This is a genomic window from Maribacter arenosus (genome assembly GCF_014610845.1).
In the GTDB taxonomy this organism is placed as follows: domain Bacteria; phylum Bacteroidota; class Bacteroidia; order Flavobacteriales; family Flavobacteriaceae; genus Maribacter_A; species Maribacter_A arenosus.
Genome location: NZ_JABTCG010000003.1, coordinates 124,218 through 144,000 on the forward strand (window position 1 = coordinate 124,218; position 19,783 = coordinate 144,000).

The following is a 19,783-nucleotide window of genomic DNA, read 5'->3' on the forward strand; positions in this document are numbered from 1 at the left end:
TTTGAATTTAGAATATTTTATAGCCAAAAGACTCATTAAGGGATCGGCGCATAAAATTAGTATATCTGCACCGATAATAAAAATAGCTATCACGGCCATAGCCATTAGTGTTTTTATGATGTTGATCGCCATTGCCACGGGGGTTGGTCTAAAGCACAAGATTCGGGAAAAAGTAGCTGCCTTCAATGGCCATATACAGATTTACAATTACGATAATAATACCTCCGATGTTTCTGTGGTACCGGTTTCAAAGGAACAGGATTTTTATCCCAATTTCACCGCTGTGCATGGTATTGTACATATACAGGCCGTGGCCACCAAAGGGGGCATAATACGCACTGAGGATACCTTTGAAGGTTTTATAGCAAAAGGGGTAGGTGCCGATTATAATTGGGAAGTTTTCAAGGAATATTTAGCGGAAGGGTCATTGCCTGATTATTCAAATGATTTGAATACCGATGTACTACTGTCAAAATTAATGGCCAACAGGTTGCAATTGAAGGTTGGTGATTCTTTTTCGGCTTTCTTCCCGAAAGAGGAAGATCCCTTAAAACCAAATCAGAGAAGATTTCAAGTATTGGGTATTTATGATAGTGGCTTTGAGGAAATTGACGGCATGTACGTATTTGTCGATATTCGCCATATTCAACGTATGAACAAATGGGAGGAAAACCAAGTGGGTAACTTTGAGGTTTTTCTCAATGGTTTTGAAGATTTGGAACAAAAGAACCGGGAGATTTATGGCACTATTCTATCGACTTTGGATACACAAACGATTACCGATAAGTATTACAAGATTTTTGAATGGATCGGATTGTTCGACTTTAATATCGCATTGATTATTGGCATTATGATCATTGTGGGGGGCATTAATATGATCACTGCCCTTTTGGTATTGATCCTTGAACGCACCCAGATGATCGGAATTTTAAAAGCTTTGGGTACTGTGAATTGGAGTATTCGAAAGATATTCCTATATAATGCCGCATATTTGATCGCCATTGGTCTTTTTTGGGGAAATTTATTGGGACTTGGATTTGTCTGGGTACAAGGGAAATACCGTCTCCTTAAATTTCCAAATCCCCAAGAATATTATATGGAATATATACCGGTACACCTTGATATGGTCACTGTGATATTGCTTAATCTTGGAGTATTGATCCTATGCTTGTTGATGCTGTTGGTGCCCTCTTATATCATAACAAGGATTAGCCCTGTAAAGGCCATAAAATTTGAATAATGACTATGATTCAAATGTAAGGTTATTGGCAGAGAAACGATATCTTAGCTGAAAATATTCCTTCATGAAATTAACATTACGGCATTTTTATTCCAAATGCTCCCTAAGGGCGTTTTTACTTCTTTTATTCCTAACGACTGCCTGCAGTAAAGATGGGACAAGTATAGAAAAAGAAATTGAAAAAGAAGGGATAACTATTGCCGATGCGGATAAAATACCGTTGGTTAATATCAATACCAATGGGGCAACTATTCCTGATGAACCGAAAATCGATGCGGAAGTGACCGTATCCGAAAAAGGTGAAATAACGTTTGTGAACAATATCGGAATCGAGATTCGTGGGTCTTCCTCCCAGATGTTTCCCAAAAAATCATATGGTTTTGAAACAAGGGATGAAAACAACGAGGATATCGATCTACCATTTCTTGGATTTCCCGAGGAAGAAGATTGGATTCTTTACGCGCCATACAGCGATAAGACTTTGGTGCGGAACAAATTGATTTTTGACCTTGCAAGGGATTTGGGGGGGTACGCTAGTCGCACAGAATTTGTCGAATTGGATTTAAACGGCAGTTATAAAGGCGTTTATGTTTTGATGGAAAAAATAAAGCGGAATGCTTTCCGGGTCGATATCAATAAATTAAAGACCGATGAAAATACAGGGGAAGACCTTACCGGGGGATATATATTAAAAATTGATAAAACCACAGGAACTTTAGGTGGGGAATTGAACGAACTGAATTCTTTTACCTCCCCATACCTTCCGAATAATGCCTCGACGACCCAGACAATAGCATTTCAATATGAATATCCAAAAGCAGAAGATATCACATCGGAACAACGAACGTATATATCTGATTATGTGACCCAATTTGAGAATGCGCTGGCCAGCGACGATTTTATGGATCCGGATATGGGTTATAACGCGTATATCGATGCGGATAGTTTTGTCGATTTTTTCTTATTGAACGAGCTTTCCAATAATGTGGATGGGTATCGCCTAAGTACTTTTATGTACAAGGACAAAAATGAAAAACTCAAAATGGGACCTATCTGGGATTTCAACCTTGCCTTTGGCAATGCCGATTATTGCGGGGGTGGAGCCTATGATGTATGGGCATATCGTTTTAATGAACGCTGTTCGGAAGATTATTGGTTGGTCCCCTTTTGGTGGGATAGGTTATTACAAGACCCATCCTTTTTGGCAAAAGTAAAGACCCGTTGGTCGGAACTTCGTGGTGGGGTTTTTGCTGAGGGGTCCATTCAATCCAAACTTGACGGGTATATAAATACTTTGGACAAAGCCGGAGCTTTGGAAACCAATTTTGAGACCTGGGCTATTTTCGGAATGTATATTTGGCCCAATAACTACATAGGTGAAAGTCATGCCGATGAAATGGGCTATATGAAAAGCTGGATAAGCAATCGCTTGGATTGGTTAGATCAGGCTATCGGCGATCTGTAATTCTTTGCTATGGCACATAACAAATAAACGAGCCAACTTATTCAACACAATATGATACTACTCTCAACGGGAAACCAAACGATAAAGATAGATGCTGGTGAATTAATTGGTTATACGGTTGATGGGCATGAGTACATCCACCAAAAAGGGAGTCCAGGATGGCGCAACTCGGATACCGAAATGTTTCCCATTATCGGGCCTACAGAAATGGCCGATTTCAAGGTAAAAACCCCAAGAGGAACGGCAATTCAAGACCAACACGGACTGTTAAGGGAGCTTGAATATGAACTTGTGCAACATTCAGATCATCATGCTGTTTTTCAAAAGAAGTACTTAGCCAACACACCAGTAAAAAATTCCAAATTTCCTGATAAATCATCGGTCAATGAATTGTTTTGGCCTTACAGCTTCACTTTTGTAAAACAATTTGAACTCCAGGAAAATGGACTTAAAATTACATTCAAGGTGTCGGGGGAAACGGGTATGCCTTTTATGTTAGGATATCATCCGGCATTCAAATTACACACAAGAAAACCTATCATCGAAATAGATGAACGAAATATAGATCTTGCCCAAGTACTTGAAGTAGGGGGTCGGGCCCTGCAAGTCGAAAATTGCGAAACCCTGATATTGAAAGACGCCATGAGGCTTAAAATTAAAACCCAAGGTTTCGGTAACTTTATGTTATGGACCGAAGTGCCTACTATGATTTGTATTGAACCCATAACTTTTTACCCGTATGCTGTTGAACAGCATAATTTGAATAAAGGTTTTATGGTTTTAAATGAAAAAGAAGTAAATTTTGTGGTACGGATAATGCCATTTTAATCACCTAATTTTACACGATAAATTATAGGTCCCCTATGAAATTGTATTTTAGTTTACTGGCAATCCTTGTTATTAGTTTTACCTTAGCCCAAGAAGTTATGAATGAAAAGCTGCCTTATGATAAAATTCCTGAAGCCCCTTCTCAATATACGCCTGGCACTGTTGTTGCGCGAATGATCGATGGTCTGGGTTTTAGATATTTTTGGGCCACGGAAGGATTATCGGATGAAGATTTGGAATATAGGCCCAGTGAGGAAGGCAGGACTATTACCGAGACCATGGATCATATATATTCCCTATCTACTACCATCTTAAATTCCGCTAAAAACCAGCCAACCGATTTTTCGGCCGAACCAGAGGAATTAACGATGATCGAGAAGCGAAAAAGAACCCTGGGGAATTTTAAAAATGCAAGTGATTTGTTCAAGGTGTCCAAAAATTTAGCCGAACACAAGATTGTTTTTATACGAAAAAATGGCAATGCCGAATTTCCTTTCTGGAATCTAATAAATGGACACATTGAAGATGCTGTTTGGCATGCTGGTCAAATTGTCATGATGCGAAGGGCTGCCGGAAATCCATTCAACTCCAAAGTCAACTTGTTTATGGGTAATGTCAAACAATAGCGATGATTAAAACTGTTCGAACAGATTCCGAAAACAATGATTTTAAAGGGCTCGTACAGCTACTTGATGGCGAATTGGCAGATCGCGATGGGGACGAGCATTCTTTTTACGATCAATTTAATAGCATAGAAGGCCTCAAGTATGTTGTGGTTCTCTTTGAGCATCTTAAGCCAGTCGCTTGTGGTGCCATTAAGCCATTGGACAAGAAGACCATGGAGGTAAAACGCATGTTTACCCTTCCAAAGGATAGAGGAAAAGGTTTGGCGACAAAAGTACTATCGGAACTCGAAATTTGGGCAGAGGAGATGGGCTATACGACCTGTATGCTAGAAACAGGCAAAAGGCAACCCGAGGCGATTTCACTATATGTTAAAAATGGATATCAGCCCATCCCTAATTATGGGCAATACAAAGGGGTGGAAAACAGTGTGTGCTTCAAGAAATCGCTACGCCAATAAACCTTTGGCAAACTTGGTTTTGGGCTGCTTCTTAATGGTCGTTTTAGTTTAATGCCCCTGCAACCTGTTAAAGTATAGGGTCATAGTGTTAAATCAACCTCACTTGTCCGTTTTTTTGTACCTTTGCCAATTCATTTAAAGCCTAGGGGAAAGTTTAGGAAGCTTCCTAGGAAATTAGTCTACTATGACAAATAAACACACATTCCATATTCCTGTAATGGGCATTGGATTCACCGTAGATACCCCTTTGAAAGTTGCCCAATATGGTATAGATTCGGTTATTTCGCTGGTTGATGATATTCTTCTTGAGAAGTTAAGGAAAATGTACTGCGAGTTCTATGAGATCCCCTATAAGGAAATAACCGATAAAATTGACGATTTCAGGGCGAAACGAATTACGTCCTATCTCAATTTGATCAATACTTTGGCAGAGCAAAAATTCGAGGAGTTAAAAGATACCACGATCAATAAAGGTAACGAGCTGAAGGAATACATAAGCATGTTACCCGATGGAAATTCCATAAAAAGGGAATTCAAGAACCTATCGGAAAAATATATGAACCTCAATGAGGCCGGTAATTGGATAAAGGACCAGTTATCATTAGGCAGCATCGACGTGAATATAATGACCAAGGTAGATAAAGTGAATTATTCGAAAGGCGAAAAATTACCTACCGAATATAATGATGCCCATGCGGCTTTAAGGGGTTTTGCAGAAAGTGATCTGAAATCCTCCGTAATACTTTCAGCGGGTATGAGTCCCAGGTTATATGGGTATATGGAGCAGTTCGAAGATTTCTACCCTAACGAAAATGGGGAATTGAGGAAGAAGATTGTCTTAAAGGTCAGCGACTTCCGTTCGGCATTCATTCAAGGGAAATTCTTTGCAAAAAAGGGGCTTTGGGTATCGGAATACCGAATTGAATCCGGACTGAATTGTGGAGGGCATGCCTTTGCTACCGATGGGTATCTTCTTGGGCCTGTTTTAGAGGAATTCAAAGAAAAACGAGAAGAGTTGATCGCATCGACTTATGAAATTCTGGCACAGTCCCTGGAAAGTAAAAATCGCCCAATACCCAAAACTGCTTTACCGTTAAGAATTACGGCCCAAGGCGGGGTGGGAACTGCAGAGGAACATCAATTTCTCCTGGATAACTACCAATTGGATTCAGTGGGTTGGGGTACACCTTTTCTATTGGTTCCTGAAGCCACTACGGTAGATAATCCTACCTTGGAAAAACTAATGGATGCTACCGAGAAAGATTTGTATTTAAGTAATATCTCCCCTCTGGGCGTACCTTTCAATAGTCTTAAAGGGAATACGAAGGATGTGGAAAAAGAGGCATTGATTGCCAAGGGAAGACCCGGTAGTTCGTGTCCGAGAAAATTTGTGTCATTGAACAGCGAATTTACCGAAAAGGATATCTGTGTGGCTTCAAGACAGTACCAGCATTTAAAATTGAAGCAACTGGAAACGCTGGGACTGCCTGAAAAAGAACATAATGAACAATATGGGAAGATAGTTGATAAGTCTTGTATTTGCGTGGGCTTGGGAACATCTGTTTTACTGGTGAACAATATAGATACCCGGGTAGAAGGAACAGGAGTCTCTATATGTCCGGGACCCAATATGGCTTATTTTTCAAAATTGATGAGCCTAAAAGAGATTACGGATCATATTTATGGTAGGGCCAATGTGCTTATGACTTCAGATCGTCCTAATATGTTCGTCAAGGAACTTATACTATATATCGATTATTTAAATAACAAAATAGAGGAGCTAAAGAACGCCTTTAATAAAAAACAAGAGAGCTACCTTACTGGGTTTATCAATAATCTGAACGACGGTATAGCCTACTATGAATCATTGTTCAATAGCTCAAAAGAAGTATTCCGGGAAACCAAGGAATCCCTCCTGAAAGAATTGGACAGTAATAAAAAAAGATTACAACATTTGCATGTTGAAATAGGGAAACTGGGCGAACTCAATACCATTGGCGCTTGATCGACCGATTTATTTTCTGGATTGGATTCTAAAATATAGTTTTACCAACGAATTGCATTGGCAAAAGGCCGGCGGACAATTTTTCTTTCTTCCATATTAAACCTTCATCCCTGTGTTGATTTTGGCTTATGCAGTGCCGTTTATACATGACTCTTAAATTTCAATCCATCGGAAGTTTATTTTTTTAGGATGAAAGTAAAGTTTGCCACTTTCCCTAATCCCCAACAATAGTAAGCCCTGAAAATGGTTACGTACTTCTATTCCATATTTAAACCTTGTAGTTCCTATGATTTTTCCATAAAAAACACTCGATTTGATTAAATTTGACCAATGCGAAAGTTTTTTCCCTTTGTAGATTGGGTTTCCAATTACGATAAAAGGTACTTGTCAAAAGATTTGATAGCCGGACTTACCGTGGGTATCGTTCTAATTCCGCAAGGAATGGCATACGCCATGGTCGCTGGGCTTCCCCCAGTCTATGGGCTCTACGCTTCTGTTTTTCCGCTTTTGGTCTATATGTTTTTAGGGACCTCCAGGCAAGTGGCCATTGGTCCAGTCGCAATGGATTCCCTTTTGGTTGCGGTTGGTTTGGGGACCTTAGCCATTACCGGGGTTGAAAACTACATTGCCACGGCTATCTTTTTGGCTTTTATGGTAGGGCTGATACAGTTGGTTTTGGGGCTTTTGAGAATGGGTTTTTTGGCCAACTTTTTGTCCAGACCCGTGATTAGCGGATTTACCTCGGCAGTGGCCTGTATTATTATATTCAGTCAATTAAAACATCTGCTGGGCATCGAAATGGAAAATAGCAGCAAGTTTCATGAACTGCTCATCAATGTCTCTGGGAAAATGGGCGATATCAATTTCTATGATTTTTCCATCGGATTATTTGGGATAGTGTTCATTGTACTCCTTAAAAAATGGAATAAAAAAATCCCTTCGGTACTATTGGTGGTATTTTCAGGGATTCTTATTGTTTATCTATTCGATCTACAGCAATATGGGGTAAAAATAGTGGGCGAAATCCCCATTGGCCTCCCCAATTTTAAAGTACCGGATTTTGATCTACAAAAAGGTTTGGAACTCTGGCCTATAGCCTTGACGTTGGCATTGGTCGGTTATCTTGAGATGATTTCGATCGGTAAGTCTATAGAGGAAAAAAATAAGGAAGATCGTATCGATGCCAATCAAGAACTAGTTGCCTTGGGCGCTTCCAATATGGTTGGTTCGTTCTTTCAGTCCTATCCTGTTACCGCTAGTTTTTCACGCTCAGCGATAAGTAACGATGCTGGGGGTCAAACAAATGGGTTTGCACTGTTCAGTGTGACCATGGTCATCATCACCTTGTTGTTTTTAACCCCATTGTTTTTTTATTTGCCCAATGCCGTCCTGGCCAGTATAATTATGGTTTCGGTATTCGGTTTAATAGATTTTACCTATCCGAGAACACTTTGGAAATATCGGAAGGATGAATATTGGCTATTGATATGTACTTTTTTGATTACCTTGTTTATTGGTATAAAGGAAGGGGTACTTATTGGGGTTCTTTTTTCTTTGTTATTGATGGTATACCGCATATCAAAACCGCATTATGCCGTTTTAGGAAAAGTCCGTGGATCTGAATATTACAAAAACATAAACCGTTTTGGTGAGGATATTGAGCAAAGGGATGACCTGCTTATCATCCGTTTCGATTCACAATTGTTTTTTGGAAATAAGAACTATTTTAAGAAACATTTGCTAAAAGAGGTCAATGCAAAGGGAACCTCCTTAAAAGGGGTCATCCTAAATGCGGAACCCATCAATTATATAGACTCAACGGCTGCAAGCATGTTGATATCCGTGATTGAGGAATTGCATAATCGCAATATCCAGTTTTATATCGTGGGCGCCACTGGCCCCACAAGGGATATTATTTTTAGTAGTGGTATCGCTGAGGCATTAGGAAATGAGTTTCTTTTTGTACGTACAAAAGAGGCAGTCGCGTGTTTTGATGATCCTAGGAATATTCAGGACACGTGTCAGAAAATTGCGCACCAAAGGAAATCTAAATAGTAACTATTGTTACCGAGTAAAGGTGTCATAAGCGTTATTTTTGAATAAATTTTTGAAAAGGAAGAAGATGAATATCCAACAGATTTATACAGGTTGTTTGGCCCAAGGGGCTTATTATATAGAAAGCAAAGGAGAAGTAGCCATTATTGATCCCTTGCGTGAAGTAGAACCCTATATACAAAGGGCAAAAGCTGATAATGCCAAAATCAAATACATCTTTGAGACCCATTTTCATGCTGATTTTGTAAGTGGACATATTACTTTGGCCAAGGAGACCGGTGCATCTATAGTTTATGGGCCTTTGGCAAATCCATCTTTTGATGCGATCATAGCAGCCGATAATCAGGAATTCAAACTAGGGGATATTACGATCAAAGTGCTCCATACTCCAGGGCATACCATGGAGAGCACCACCTATCTATTAAAGGATGAAGTGGGAAGGGATCATGCCATCTTTTCAGGGGACACCTTGTTTTTGGGGGATGTAGGTCGACCTGATCTGGCCCAGAAAGCGGCCGATATGACCCAAGAGGACTTAGCTGGTATTTTGTTTGACAGTCTTCGTAATAAAATAATGCCATTGGCAGATGATGTAATCGTTTATCCCGCCCATGGTGCAGGATCGGCCTGTGGTAAGAACATGATGAAGGAAACTGTAGATACACTGGGGAATCAAAAAAAGATGAATTATGCCTTACGGGCGGATATGACCAAGCAAGAGTTCATTGCTGAAGTGACCGAAGGATTATTGCCGCCCCCCAAGTACTTTCCCTTGAATGTAAAAATGAACAAAGAGGGGTATGAAGATATAGGGGCGATACTCGAACGAGGTAGAACCGCGTTGAGTCCCGAAGACTTCGAGATTGCTGCTAACGAAACAGGTGCTGTGGTTTTGGATGTGAGACATCAGGATGAATTTGTGAAAGGCCATATTCCGCGTTCCATTTTCATAGGTTTAAATGGTGATTTCGCACCCTGGGTGGGGGCTCTGCTTGCCGATGTAAAACAGCCCATTTTACTAGTGGCCCCTGTGGGTAAGGAAAAGGAATCCGTAATCCGATTGTCACGTGTAGGTTTCGATGGTACCCTCGGCTATTTGAAAGGTGGTTTTGATGCCTGGAAGAGTGCTGGGAAAGACTATGATAAGATTACCGCCGTGACCGCCGATGAGGTAAGTGAGGAAATCAATGCGAACAAAGTGCCCTTATTCGATGTCCGCAAGGAAAGTGAGTACAAGAAAGAACATGTGGTCAACGCCATCAATATACCCTTGGATTTTTTAAATGAACAGTTTACAGAATTCCCAAAGGACCGTATCTTTTTATTGCATTGCGAAGGCGGCTACCGATCTGTAATTGCAGCTTCAATTTTAAAGGCTAGGGGAATCCATAATTTAATCGATATTTCGGAAGGTTTTTCGGCTATAAAGGCATCAGGTATCAAGGTAACTGATGCTGTTTGTCCAACCACTTTTAAATGAGTAAATCCAAGATATTAAAAATTGCAATGGCTTGTGTGTTATGCGTAACACTTATTACCATTATGGTTATGACCATTGAGTATTTAGTAACTTAAGTAAGAAGATATGAAGAAAAATATGGGTGGAACGGACAAGCTGATTCGGGTGATATTGGCCTTGATTATTGGACTTTTGGTCTATTTTGAAGTAGTCGAAGACACTTTGGCCTATATTTTATTGGCCTTAGCCGGTATTTTCGTGCTCACGGGTTTGGTTGGTTTTTGTCCGTTATATGGCGTTTTGGGAATCGATAGTTGTAGCAAGCAAAGATAAGAACGTTCTAAAGCTACCGATATTGGTTGTACCTGACTTTTATCATATTTTCAATTGTTAAAGTCCTATATTTTTACGCAATCTAGATATAAAATTTGATGGTATGGCATACGTACTACCTTTGGTAAATTGGGGCAACGGAATTATTATGATCGGTGTTTTTGGTGCCGTCGTAATAGGGTTGGTCGTTACACTTATAATCTTCATGAATAGCGGAAAAAGGGATAAAAACTAAATCCTTATTCCTAATAAATTCGTAGCCCGGGTCTGGCGACCTATTTAATACCGGTGATGGTTGTAAACGTATCGCAACCTTCTTCCTGTTTTTTGTATTTCATTTTATTAGCTTTAATTCATTTAATAGTTATATTTAGTCAGTAATACACTAGTAATGATAAAGAATTTTATTGAGCGGATTGGGGTTATGAACTGCATTATGCTGCTCGTTGTGATTTCAATAATTATAGTTTCAGAAGTGATATTTCTTACGGGGGACAAGTTGGACGCCATTTTCATCGCGTTTTGGGCACCCACCATATTAGGGTTCATGAACTATTTAAAATATAAGAAATAATGGAGTTTATCCTGATTTACTCTATTATCGTATCCATCTTTTTTGTGATATGGATCCTCTTTGTCATACGTATGTATAACAAACTGAACGACTGAGCTCAGTGGGCATCATCGGTTGTTGTGAACTGTTGTACGTTGTGTGGGTTTCTTGTAAGATATGACTGAATGATCCGTTCGGTTTCCAAAGTGTTTTTCTGAGGGATCAAATAGGCTTCCAAATCTTCAACGGTACTGATTTGGATATCTTTGTCGACAAAGCCATAGCCCATATAAATTCCATTCTTAAGCATTACAAAGGCTCTTTCACTATACGTCCTTCCTTTCTCCTGAATGAGAAGGCTTTCACTATTATCACGCATGAAGGATAGGGCCTCCTCTACCTTTTTGTTATAGGCATCCACGGTTTCGTCCCCACGACATATACCATCGCATTCTTTTATTCGATAATGCGAACATGTATCCACATTTTCCTGTAAATGACAGTACTTCGCACACAAGGAAAATGTTTTACAGACTTCCTCCAAATACAAACGGCAATCCGTTGTATTATAAAAGATGGCAACAGGATCAGGGGCCTGTTTTATTTTGTTGAAGGCCAGATGAAGAATACCGTTCCTGTCCTCATAACTGAAAATACCATACCGCTGTACCGTTCTTTTTTGTGATCGGTTGTATTCAGGGTAATGGTGTTTTATTGACGCTGATTCCATTAGAAGGGCAACTAATTCGTTTCCAGAAAGTTCAAAATCGATATCCGCGGTTACGGCACACATTTGAATCTCTTTGGTAGCCTTATCGTAGAAATGACTCAAAACCCTTTTTTTAATGTTGATGGCCTTGCCCACATAAATGATCTTGCCCTTTGCATTTTTAAAATAGTAGATACCCGGAGCATTGGGCAAATCATCATAGATTTTCTTGGGCAATGCAGGAGGTAAGGTGATTTCCTGGGAACGGGCGTTCAAAAAAGTCTTGAAAACGTCTTCCGCTCCTTCCGTTCGTAAAAGTTTTTGAAACAATATAGTGGTGGCTTGGGCATCACCTCGGGCCCTATGCCTGTCGGTCAAAGGAATATCCAATGCGGAACATAATTTACCCAGACTGTACGAATTATAGCCCGGGATCAGTTTTCGGGACAAGCGTACCGTACAGAGTTTTTTTCGGGTAAACTCGAGCCCCAAGGATTTAAATTCATTCTTAATGACATTGTAATCGAAACCCACACTGTGCGCTACAAATATGCTATCCCTGGTAATTTCAAGAATCTGATCGGCAATTTCAACCAAGGTAGGGGCATCACGGACCAAATCATTGTCAATCCCTGTTAATCCGGTAATGAAATAAGGAATCTCACATTCGGGATTGACCAAAGAGGTAAACTCATCCACGATGTCGTACCCATCATATTTGAATATGGAGATTTCCGTGATTTTGTTTCCCTTAATTCCGTTTCCGGTCGTCTCTATGTCAACTATTGAATACAGATCAATGAATTTAATAAACTAGTTTATTTTGTCAAAGTTACTTGAAAATATATTGTTTGCCCATTAAATTACACCAGTCAATTAGGCTTCAAGACTTCGCGTTATGGGCTTTATCGACATTGACCGGACTCGTATTACAAAAAATGGGGTAATTGGTAACACCCAAGAATCGATATGGAAACTTTAGAAATAAAAGCGGGAAGAAATGTAATGATTGCTTATTTTTAAAGTAAATCCCGCGAAGCATAGGTATATAATTAAATATGAAGGCGATATCATTGCTATTTTTACTGTTTGTCCCATGCGGTATTTTATTTTTGACCGGGTGTAAAGAAGCCCCTGAAAAGGATGAAACGACCGAGCAATTACCGAATATCATTTATATTTTGGCCGACGATCTTGGGTATGGCGATATCCATGCTTTTAATCCCAATGGAAAAATTACGACCCCGAATATCGATGCGTTAGCAACGAATGGCATTAAATTCATCGATGCACATACCTCATCCGCCGTTTGTACACCCACACGTTATGGCATATTGACCGGGCGGTACAACTGGCGGAGTGCGATAAAAAGCGGTGTGCTTACGGGAAAATCAAAAGCCTTGATCCCTAAACAAAGAACAACGGTTGCATCCTTATTGAAGCGCAAAGGGTATCATACTGCTTTTATTGGAAAATGGCATCTTGGGTGGGACTGGGCCTTTAAAGATTCCACGGATTTCGGGGGTGAAGGTTGGAATTATGGGGATTTTGAGAATATGGACTTTGAAAAGCCCATTAAAAACGGACCCAATGATCTGGGATTCGATTTTTCCTACGGCCACTCCGGTTCATTGGATATGGCACCTTATATTTATATTGAAAATGGTCGTCCAACAGCTGCCGTAGACCGTGTTACTGAGGATACAGGTAAGTACACCTGGTGGCGTAAGGGTCCCACAGCTTCCGATTTTATCCATGAGGAGGTGACCCCCAATTTTTTTAAGAAAGCAATCTCCTATATTGAAGAAAAAGCCACCCAGGCCCACCCCTTCTTTCTGTATCTGGCCTTACCTTCACCCCATACCCCCATATTACCAAAGAAGGAATGGCAGGGTAAAAGCAACACGAATCCGTATGGTGATTTTGTGGTTATGATCGATGCTTATGTCGGCGAAGTGGTGGAAGTGCTAGCTCAAAAAGGATTAACAGAAAATACCATTGTGATCTTTACCAGCGACAACGGATGTTCACCAGAGGCCGATTTTGAGGTTTTAAAGGAGAAAGGACATCATCCAAATGCCAATTTCAGAGGCCATAAAGCCGATATTTATGAAGGGGGACATCGAGTGCCCTTTATAGTGAAATGGCCAAAACAAATCGCCTCGAACACCGTTTCGGAAAAGACCATATGCACCACGGACTTAATGGCCACCTTGGCCGATGTCGCAAAGATAGACCTAAGGGAAAATGAAGGGGAGGACAGTTATTCACTTTTACCCATTTTTAAAGACCCTAACACGACCGACTTTAAACGGGAGGCCACCGTACACCATTCCATAAACGGTAGTTTCGCTATTCGCAAAGACCAGTGGAAAATGATTTTTTGTGCTGGTTCTGGGGGTTGGAGCCATCCCAAGCCTGATGCGGATGGGATAGGGGAACTTCCTATTTTCCAGCTGTATGATTTGGCAATCGACCCTGGGGAACAAGCCAATCTTTACGGGAAACATCCCGAAGTGGAACATCAATTACGGCAATTGATGCTTCAATATATCGAAGATGGTCGAAGCACTCCGGGAACAAAGCAGGAGAACGACCCTGAAAAGTATGGTTCCAAAAACTGGAAACAACTTGCGATGTTAAAAGAGAAACTACATAAAACATGAAAAACCTTAGAAAATTCATTTCCATTTTATGGGTCATTGGAACGGTCCAAATTTGTTCGGCCAAGATATGGCTTCCTTCGATCCTATCCGATAATATGGTGCTTCAGCAAGAGTCGAACGTTACGATTTGGGGATGGTCCACGGCTACCTCCGATTCCATAACGATCAAAGGCTCTTGGAACAATATTTCGGTGACCACAGAGGCCTATCAAGGGGTTTGGTCGGTTAGCCTACCCACACCTGCTGCTGGGGGTCCATTTACGGTCACTATAGAGGGACATGAGAAAGTGGTCATCGATAATGTGTTGATCGGTGAGGTGTGGTTGGCTTCCGGACAATCCAATATGGAATGGTCCGCCAACTCCAAAATTGTCAATGCTGAAACCGAAATTTCAAATGCCAGGTATCCGAATATCCGCTTTTTTCACGTTGATAGGCATTTGGCTCGACATCCACAGGATGACACACCCGGATTTTGGGTAGAATGTACTCCCGAAACTACGGCAAATTTCAGTGCCGTTGCGTATTTCTTTGGTAGGGATATCCATAAAAAAACCGGATGGCCCATGGGATTGATCGGTTCGAGCTGGGGGGGCACCCCGATTGAGACATGGATTCCTAAAACGGTGCTTTCCATGAATCCGGAATTAGTTGAAGCAGCAAAAAAAATAGAGCCCAGAAAGTGGTGGCCCAATGAACCGGGATGGGCCTATAACGCCATGATACACCCATTGGTTAATTTTAGGATTGCTGGGTGTATATGGTATCAAGGGGAATCGAACCGGCAAAATGCCACTTCCTATTACAAGTCCTTTCCCCTGCTAATCAAAACATGGCGAGAGGTTTGGGATAATGAATTCCCCTTTTATTACGCTCAATTGGCCCCATTTAAATATGAAGCCGCTGATGCTTTGGATGTGGCAATTGTAAGGGATGCCCAATTACAGACCCAATTGCAAATTCCCAAAACCGGAATGGCCGTGACCAATGATATTGGAAATCTGGAAGACATACATCCTAGGAATAAACAGGAGGTGGGTCGACGATTGGCCTTATGGGCTTTGGCCAAAGATTATGGGGTGTCGTCATTGGAGTATTCAGGACCTGTTTATAAATCGATGGAAATAAGGAAGGACAAAATCACACTCCTGTTCGATCATGCCCAGGAGGGATTGGTGAAAAAAGGAAAAAGACTCACCGATTTCATGGTAGCAGGCCCCGATCGTGTTTTTTATCCCGCAAAAGCTAAAATTGTTGGGAATACGGTTATGGTTTCGGCAAAAAATGTAAAAAACCCCGTAGCGGTACGATTTGCTTTCACAGATACGGCCCAACCCAATTTATACAATACTGAAGGTCTCCCAGCTTCTGCTTTTAGGACGGATTCCTGGGAATTTGAAGAATAGCACAACAAACCCATAACTCATGAAAATACGATATAGTGCCTTTTGTATTTGTTTCCTTTTATTGCTGACCGCTTGTAAGGAAGAGGAAGGAATATATACCGATAAATTATGGTACGATCAACCTGCAGAACATTGGATGGAGGCCTTGCCCGTTGGCAATGGTCGACTTGGGGCCATGGTTTTCGGTGACCCCAACCATGAGCGTATTCAACTGAATGAGGATTCTATGTGGCCTGGCGGTCCCGATTGGGGAGATGGGCGCGGTACACCACAAGATTTGGAAGAAATTCGGAAGCTTTTAAAACAAGGCAGAACGAGGGAAGTTGATAGTCTAATGGTTGAACGTTTCTCTTATAAGACCATTGTACGTTCGCACCAGACCATGGGAGAGCTGTATATCGATTTTCTAGAGGACAAAAGTGTTGAGAATTATTCCCGTGAATTGAATTTGGATGAAGGGGTGGTTACTATTACGTATTCATCGGAAGGCCATGAGTATTTCCAGACCGTATTCGCTTCAAATCCAGATGACGTTTTGGTTATAGAGTTGTCAACTACCAATCCCAATGGAATGGATTTCAACCTGAAACTCGACCGCCCAAAGGATGAAGGTCGGCCAACGGTAACAACTAACAATCCGTCCGATAATGAAATCAGTATGATGGGCATGGTTACCCAATTCAATGGAAAAAGGGATTCCAAATCCTTACCGCTCGATTATGGGGTGCAATTTGAAACCAGATTAAGAGTAGAGAGCGAAACAGGGATTATTAGCCCGAATAACGGACAGTTAGCATTGAAAAACGTAAAAAAAGCCAAGCTTTTGATCGTCGAAAACACCTCCTTTTATCATGCCCAAGGGTATGAACAAAAAAATGCCGAAACTTTGGCCAAAGCCTCAAACCAATCTTTTGAGACCCTTTTAAAAACACATAAAAAAGATCATCAACGGTTCTACAATCGAGTGGACTTGGATTTGGGAGGGAAGGAATTGGATAGCCTTCCAATTAATGAGCGTTTACAACGGATGAAAGACGGTTTTGACGACCCTGATTTAGGCGCCAAATTATTCCAATTCGGACGCTATTTATTGATTGCTTCTTCACGTCCGGGAACCAATCCGGCCAACCTACAAGGGATTTGGAATGAGCATATTACCGCTCCTTGGAATGCCGATTATCATTTGAATATCAATCTACAGATGAATTATTGGCCGGCCGAGGTTACCAATTTAAGTGAATTACATCAACCGTTCTTTGATTTTTTGGATAAGGTTCTGGAACGCGGAAAAGTAACGGCTCAAAAACAATATGGTATAGAACGGGGAACGATGGCGCATCATGCCTCCGATTTATGGGCTACTCCATTTATGCGGGCCGAACAGGCCTATTGGGGTTCTTGGATCCATGGTGGGGGTTGGGGCGTGCAGCACTATTGGGAACATTATCGATTTACCCAAGACGAGGAATTTTTAAGAAATAGGGCATATCCTACTTTAAAAGGTCTTGCTGAATTTTATTTGGATTGGTTGGTATGGGATGAAAAGAGTAAGAGATGGGTCTCCGTTCCGGAAACGTCTCCAGAGAATTCCTATATCGCCCCAAATGGGAAACCGGCTGCGGTTTCCTATGGGAGTGCCATGGGACATCAGATTATTGGCGAAGTGTTTGACAATGTGCTTGAAGCTTCCGAAATTTTGGGAATTGAGGATGATTTTACAAGGGAGGTTACTGCCAAACGGGATAAATTGTTTCCGGGCGTGGTAGTTGGGGAAGATGGCAGGTTATTGGAATGGAACGAACCTTACGAAGAGCCTGAAAAAGGCCATAGGCATATGTCGCACTTATATGCACTACACCCCGGGGATGAAATCACTTCCGATAATACAGAAGCGTTTGCAGCAGCCCAAAGGACCATTGATTACCGCTTACAACATGGCGGGGCAGGTACGGGTTGGAGTAGGGCTTGGATGATTAATTTGAACGCCCGATTATTGGATGCAACATCCGCAACGGAAAATATCAAAAAATTCTTCCAGATTTCCGTAGCCGACAATTTATTCGATGAGCATCCACCATTTCAAATCGATGGTAATTTTGGATATACCGCTGCAGTCGCAGAGTTGTTGCTACAATCCCATGAAGGTTTTATACGCCTATTGCCAGCACTACCTGTCAATTGGAAAAATGGAAGCATAAAAGGGCTTAAGGCCCGGGGCGATATCGAAGTCGATATCGAATGGAAAGATGGGGTATTATGGCAAGTGGGGTTAAGGGCCAATGCTAAAAAATCGATTCGTTTGAAATATGGCGAGATGGAAGTTCAAGTTAATTTGCCTAAAAACAAAAAAGTACTTTTGAATGGAAATCTTAGTCGCTAAATAATAGTTTAAATTCTTTGTTGCATATTTTGATTGATTTTGTAAGAATGTCAGTTCGAGTGCTTGATTTACCGATTTTGTCATCGGAAATCGAGCGTATCGAGAACGATTTTATGACTAAATTGGTTCTCGATACATTTTTTCTTCATTGCATTCCGAAAAAACACTCGAACTGACTCCCGAAGTCAATTCAATACTATCAAAATGCACAACAGATTTAAATTGAAATGTCATAATGAAACGAGCATTAAGAAATTTTAATCATATGAAAAAACTGTTTACCATAGTCCTACTGTCGATGGGGTTAGCGATGCATTCACAGACCCAGGACTCCTTATCGGTTCATCAGGAAAAAATGCAATGGTTCCAAGATGCCAAACTGGGCATATTCATTCATTGGGGATTGTATGCCGTAGACGGTATCGATGAATCCTGGTCGTTCTTTAATGGCTATATATCCCACGAAGACTATCTAAAGCAGACCAAGGGTTTCACGGCAAAGCGATATAATCCCCAAGCTTGGGTAAATCTAATCAAGGAAAGTGGTGCAAAGTATTCCGTGATTACCTCAAAACACCATGACGGATTTGCATTGTGGAACACAAAGTTCGGGGATTTAAACGTGGTAAAAAGCACCCCCGCGAAAAAAGATGTTTTGACCCCCTTTGTGAATGCGCTCCGTAAAAATGGGTTAAAGGTGGGAATCTACTTTTCGTTACCCGATTGGTCTTATCCAGATTATACCCATTTTACAAGGGATTCCTTGCGATATGATATAAAGGACCAACCCGAGCGTTGGCATAGGTTCTTGGACTATTACCAAGGACAATTAAAGGAACTTTCCGAAAACTACGATCCCGACCTCTATTGGTTCGATGGGGATTGGGAACATAATTCCGAAGAATGGCAGGCCCCAGAGGTAAGGCAGTTATTACTTGATAAGAATCCTAACACCATCCTGAATTCCAGGCTTCGGGATCAGGGCGACTATGCTACACCTGAACAGGGTATGCCCATAACCAGACCTAAAAGTAAGTACTGGGAACTGTGTATGACCATGAACAACTCATGGGGTTTTCAAAAGAACGACCTTGATTATAAGACCAGCGATCAGATTATCGGGATCTTTGCCGATGTGCTATCGAATGGGGGGAATTTACTTTTGGATATCGGCCCAAAAGCAGATGGAACCATTCCGGAGGAGCAAGAGCATATTTTAAAAGATTTGGGAAGGTGGACCCACAAGCACAAAGAGGCTATTTATGGTACGGTTGCCGGAATACCCAAAGAACATTTTTATGGGCCCACCACCTTGTCCAAGGACGGTACTATACTGTATTTGTTCGTAAAAGGGGATCCCAAGGGTGAAGTTGTCATTCGAGGGTTAAAGAATAAGATCAACCGCATTTGGGTAGTAGGCCAAGGCTCAAAATTGGAGCATCAAGTGGTGGGGAAGGTATATTGGAGTCATTATCCCGGGATTACCTATATTAAAATACCCGACTATGTTTTGGACGGGCAATTGACGGTACTTGCGGTTTTATTGGATGGAAAAATCGAATTGTACCGGGAAGACGGTGCGGTCATAGAAAGTAATTAG

Annotated in this window: 15 protein-coding genes; 14 read left to right on the forward strand and 1 reads right to left on the reverse strand. The window is 41.1% G+C overall.

The features are described 5' to 3' along the window. Position 1: 1 nt before the first annotated feature. The 10 genes from HPE63_RS08690 (at position 2) to HPE63_RS18570 (ending at position 10,704) form a co-directional block, all read left to right on the forward strand. Positions 2-1,240 (forward strand): ABC transporter permease, encoded by a 1,239-nt coding sequence (locus tag HPE63_RS08690; protein ID WP_188313882.1) that lies wholly within the window; start codon positions 2-4, stop codon positions 1,238-1,240. Between the two features lie 64 nt (positions 1,241-1,304). Further along, on the forward strand, positions 1,305-2,705 hold the full coding sequence (locus HPE63_RS08695) for a CotH kinase family protein (RefSeq protein WP_188313883.1): 1,401 nt from the start codon (positions 1,305-1,307) through the stop codon (positions 2,703-2,705). A 51-nt stretch (positions 2,706-2,756) separates the two neighbouring features. Beyond that, positions 2,757-3,533: an aldose epimerase family protein gene (locus HPE63_RS08700; protein WP_188313884.1), complete on the forward strand. Its 777-nt coding sequence runs from the start codon at positions 2,757-2,759 to the stop codon at positions 3,531-3,533. Between the two features lie 35 nt (positions 3,534-3,568). Continuing rightward, positions 3,569-4,159 (forward strand): DinB family protein, encoded by a 591-nt coding sequence (locus HPE63_RS08705; protein WP_188313885.1) that lies wholly within the window; start codon positions 3,569-3,571, stop codon positions 4,157-4,159. 2 nt (positions 4,160-4,161) lie between these two features. Further along, positions 4,162-4,617: a GNAT family N-acetyltransferase gene (locus HPE63_RS08710; protein WP_188313886.1), complete on the forward strand. Its 456-nt coding sequence runs from the start codon at positions 4,162-4,164 to the stop codon at positions 4,615-4,617. Positions 4,618-4,801: 184 nt separating this feature from the next. Then, a complete protein-coding gene (locus tag HPE63_RS08715) occupies positions 4,802-6,622 on the forward strand; it encodes a hypothetical protein (protein WP_188313887.1) in 1,821 nt (606 codons plus the stop codon). A 330-nt stretch (positions 6,623-6,952) separates the two neighbouring features. Further along, positions 6,953-8,677: a SulP family inorganic anion transporter gene (locus HPE63_RS08720; protein WP_188313888.1), complete on the forward strand. Its 1,725-nt coding sequence runs from the start codon at positions 6,953-6,955 to the stop codon at positions 8,675-8,677. A gap of 67 nt (positions 8,678-8,744) precedes the next feature. Then, the gene (locus HPE63_RS08725; RefSeq protein WP_188313889.1) at positions 8,745-10,157 is read left to right on the forward strand and encodes an MBL fold metallo-hydrolase; all 1,413 of its coding nucleotides are present in this window, start codon (positions 8,745-8,747) and stop codon (positions 10,155-10,157) included. A gap of 105 nt (positions 10,158-10,262) precedes the next feature. Then, the gene (locus tag HPE63_RS08730; protein WP_188313890.1) at positions 10,263-10,469 is read left to right on the forward strand and encodes a YgaP family membrane protein; all 207 of its coding nucleotides are present in this window, start codon (positions 10,263-10,265) and stop codon (positions 10,467-10,469) included. A 103-nt stretch (positions 10,470-10,572) separates the two neighbouring features. Then, on the forward strand, positions 10,573-10,704 hold the full coding sequence (locus HPE63_RS18570; RefSeq protein WP_262890207.1) for a hypothetical protein: 132 nt from the start codon (positions 10,573-10,575) through the stop codon (positions 10,702-10,704). A 436-nt stretch (positions 10,705-11,140) separates the two neighbouring features. On the opposite strand, the gene HPE63_RS08735 is transcribed toward HPE63_RS18570, so the two are convergent. Next, the gene (locus HPE63_RS08735; RefSeq protein WP_188314311.1) at positions 11,141-12,526 is read right to left on the reverse strand and encodes an exonuclease domain-containing protein; all 1,386 of its coding nucleotides are present in this window, start codon (positions 12,524-12,526) and stop codon (positions 11,141-11,143) included. Between the two features lie 263 nt (positions 12,527-12,789). On the opposite strand from HPE63_RS08735, the gene HPE63_RS08740 reads away from it, so the two are divergent. From HPE63_RS08740 to HPE63_RS08755, 4 genes are all read left to right on the forward strand, one after another. Then, positions 12,790-14,397: a sulfatase family protein gene (locus HPE63_RS08740; RefSeq protein ID WP_188313891.1), complete on the forward strand. Its 1,608-nt coding sequence runs from the start codon at positions 12,790-12,792 to the stop codon at positions 14,395-14,397. Next, positions 14,394-15,803 (forward strand): sialate O-acetylesterase, encoded by a 1,410-nt coding sequence (locus tag HPE63_RS08745; RefSeq protein ID WP_188313892.1) that lies wholly within the window; start codon positions 14,394-14,396, stop codon positions 15,801-15,803. The genes HPE63_RS08740 and HPE63_RS08745 overlap by 4 nt, the downstream gene beginning before the upstream one ends. 19 nt (positions 15,804-15,822) lie before the next feature. Continuing rightward, positions 15,823-18,183 (forward strand): glycoside hydrolase family 95 protein, encoded by a 2,361-nt coding sequence (locus HPE63_RS08750; protein WP_188313893.1) that lies wholly within the window; start codon positions 15,823-15,825, stop codon positions 18,181-18,183. A gap of 265 nt (positions 18,184-18,448) precedes the next feature. After that, entirely contained in the window at positions 18,449-19,783 is a 1,335-nt protein-coding gene (locus HPE63_RS08755) for an alpha-L-fucosidase (RefSeq protein WP_188313894.1), read from the forward strand.

Excerpts from the sequence above, each read along its gene's own strand:
- HPE63_RS08695 (WP_188313883.1), top strand. The coding sequence starts at position 1,305 with ATGAAATTAACATTACGGCATTTTTATTCCAAATGCTCCCTAAGGGCG.
- HPE63_RS08700 (WP_188313884.1), top strand. The coding sequence starts at position 2,757 with ATGATACTACTCTCAACGGGAAACCAAACGATAAAGATAGATGCTGGT.
- HPE63_RS08705 (WP_188313885.1), top strand. The coding sequence starts at position 3,569 with ATGAAATTGTATTTTAGTTTACTGGCAATCCTTGTTATTAGTTTTACC.
- HPE63_RS08710 (WP_188313886.1), top strand. The coding sequence starts at position 4,162 with ATGATTAAAACTGTTCGAACAGATTCCGAAAACAATGATTTTAAAGGG.
- HPE63_RS08715 (WP_188313887.1), top strand. The coding sequence starts at position 4,802 with ATGACAAATAAACACACATTCCATATTCCTGTAATGGGCATTGGATTC.
- HPE63_RS08720 (WP_188313888.1), top strand. The coding sequence starts at position 6,953 with ATGCGAAAGTTTTTTCCCTTTGTAGATTGGGTTTCCAATTACGATAAA.
- HPE63_RS08725 (WP_188313889.1), top strand. The coding sequence starts at position 8,745 with ATGAATATCCAACAGATTTATACAGGTTGTTTGGCCCAAGGGGCTTAT.
- HPE63_RS08730 (WP_188313890.1), top strand. The coding sequence starts at position 10,263 with ATGAAGAAAAATATGGGTGGAACGGACAAGCTGATTCGGGTGATATTG.
- HPE63_RS18570 (WP_262890207.1), top strand. The coding sequence starts at position 10,573 with ATGGCATACGTACTACCTTTGGTAAATTGGGGCAACGGAATTATTATG.
- HPE63_RS08740 (WP_188313891.1), top strand. The coding sequence starts at position 12,790 with ATGAAGGCGATATCATTGCTATTTTTACTGTTTGTCCCATGCGGTATT.
- HPE63_RS08745 (WP_188313892.1), top strand. The coding sequence starts at position 14,394 with ATGAAAAACCTTAGAAAATTCATTTCCATTTTATGGGTCATTGGAACG.
- HPE63_RS08750 (WP_188313893.1), top strand. The coding sequence starts at position 15,823 with ATGAAAATACGATATAGTGCCTTTTGTATTTGTTTCCTTTTATTGCTG.
- HPE63_RS08755 (WP_188313894.1), top strand. The coding sequence starts at position 18,449 with ATGAAAAAACTGTTTACCATAGTCCTACTGTCGATGGGGTTAGCGATG.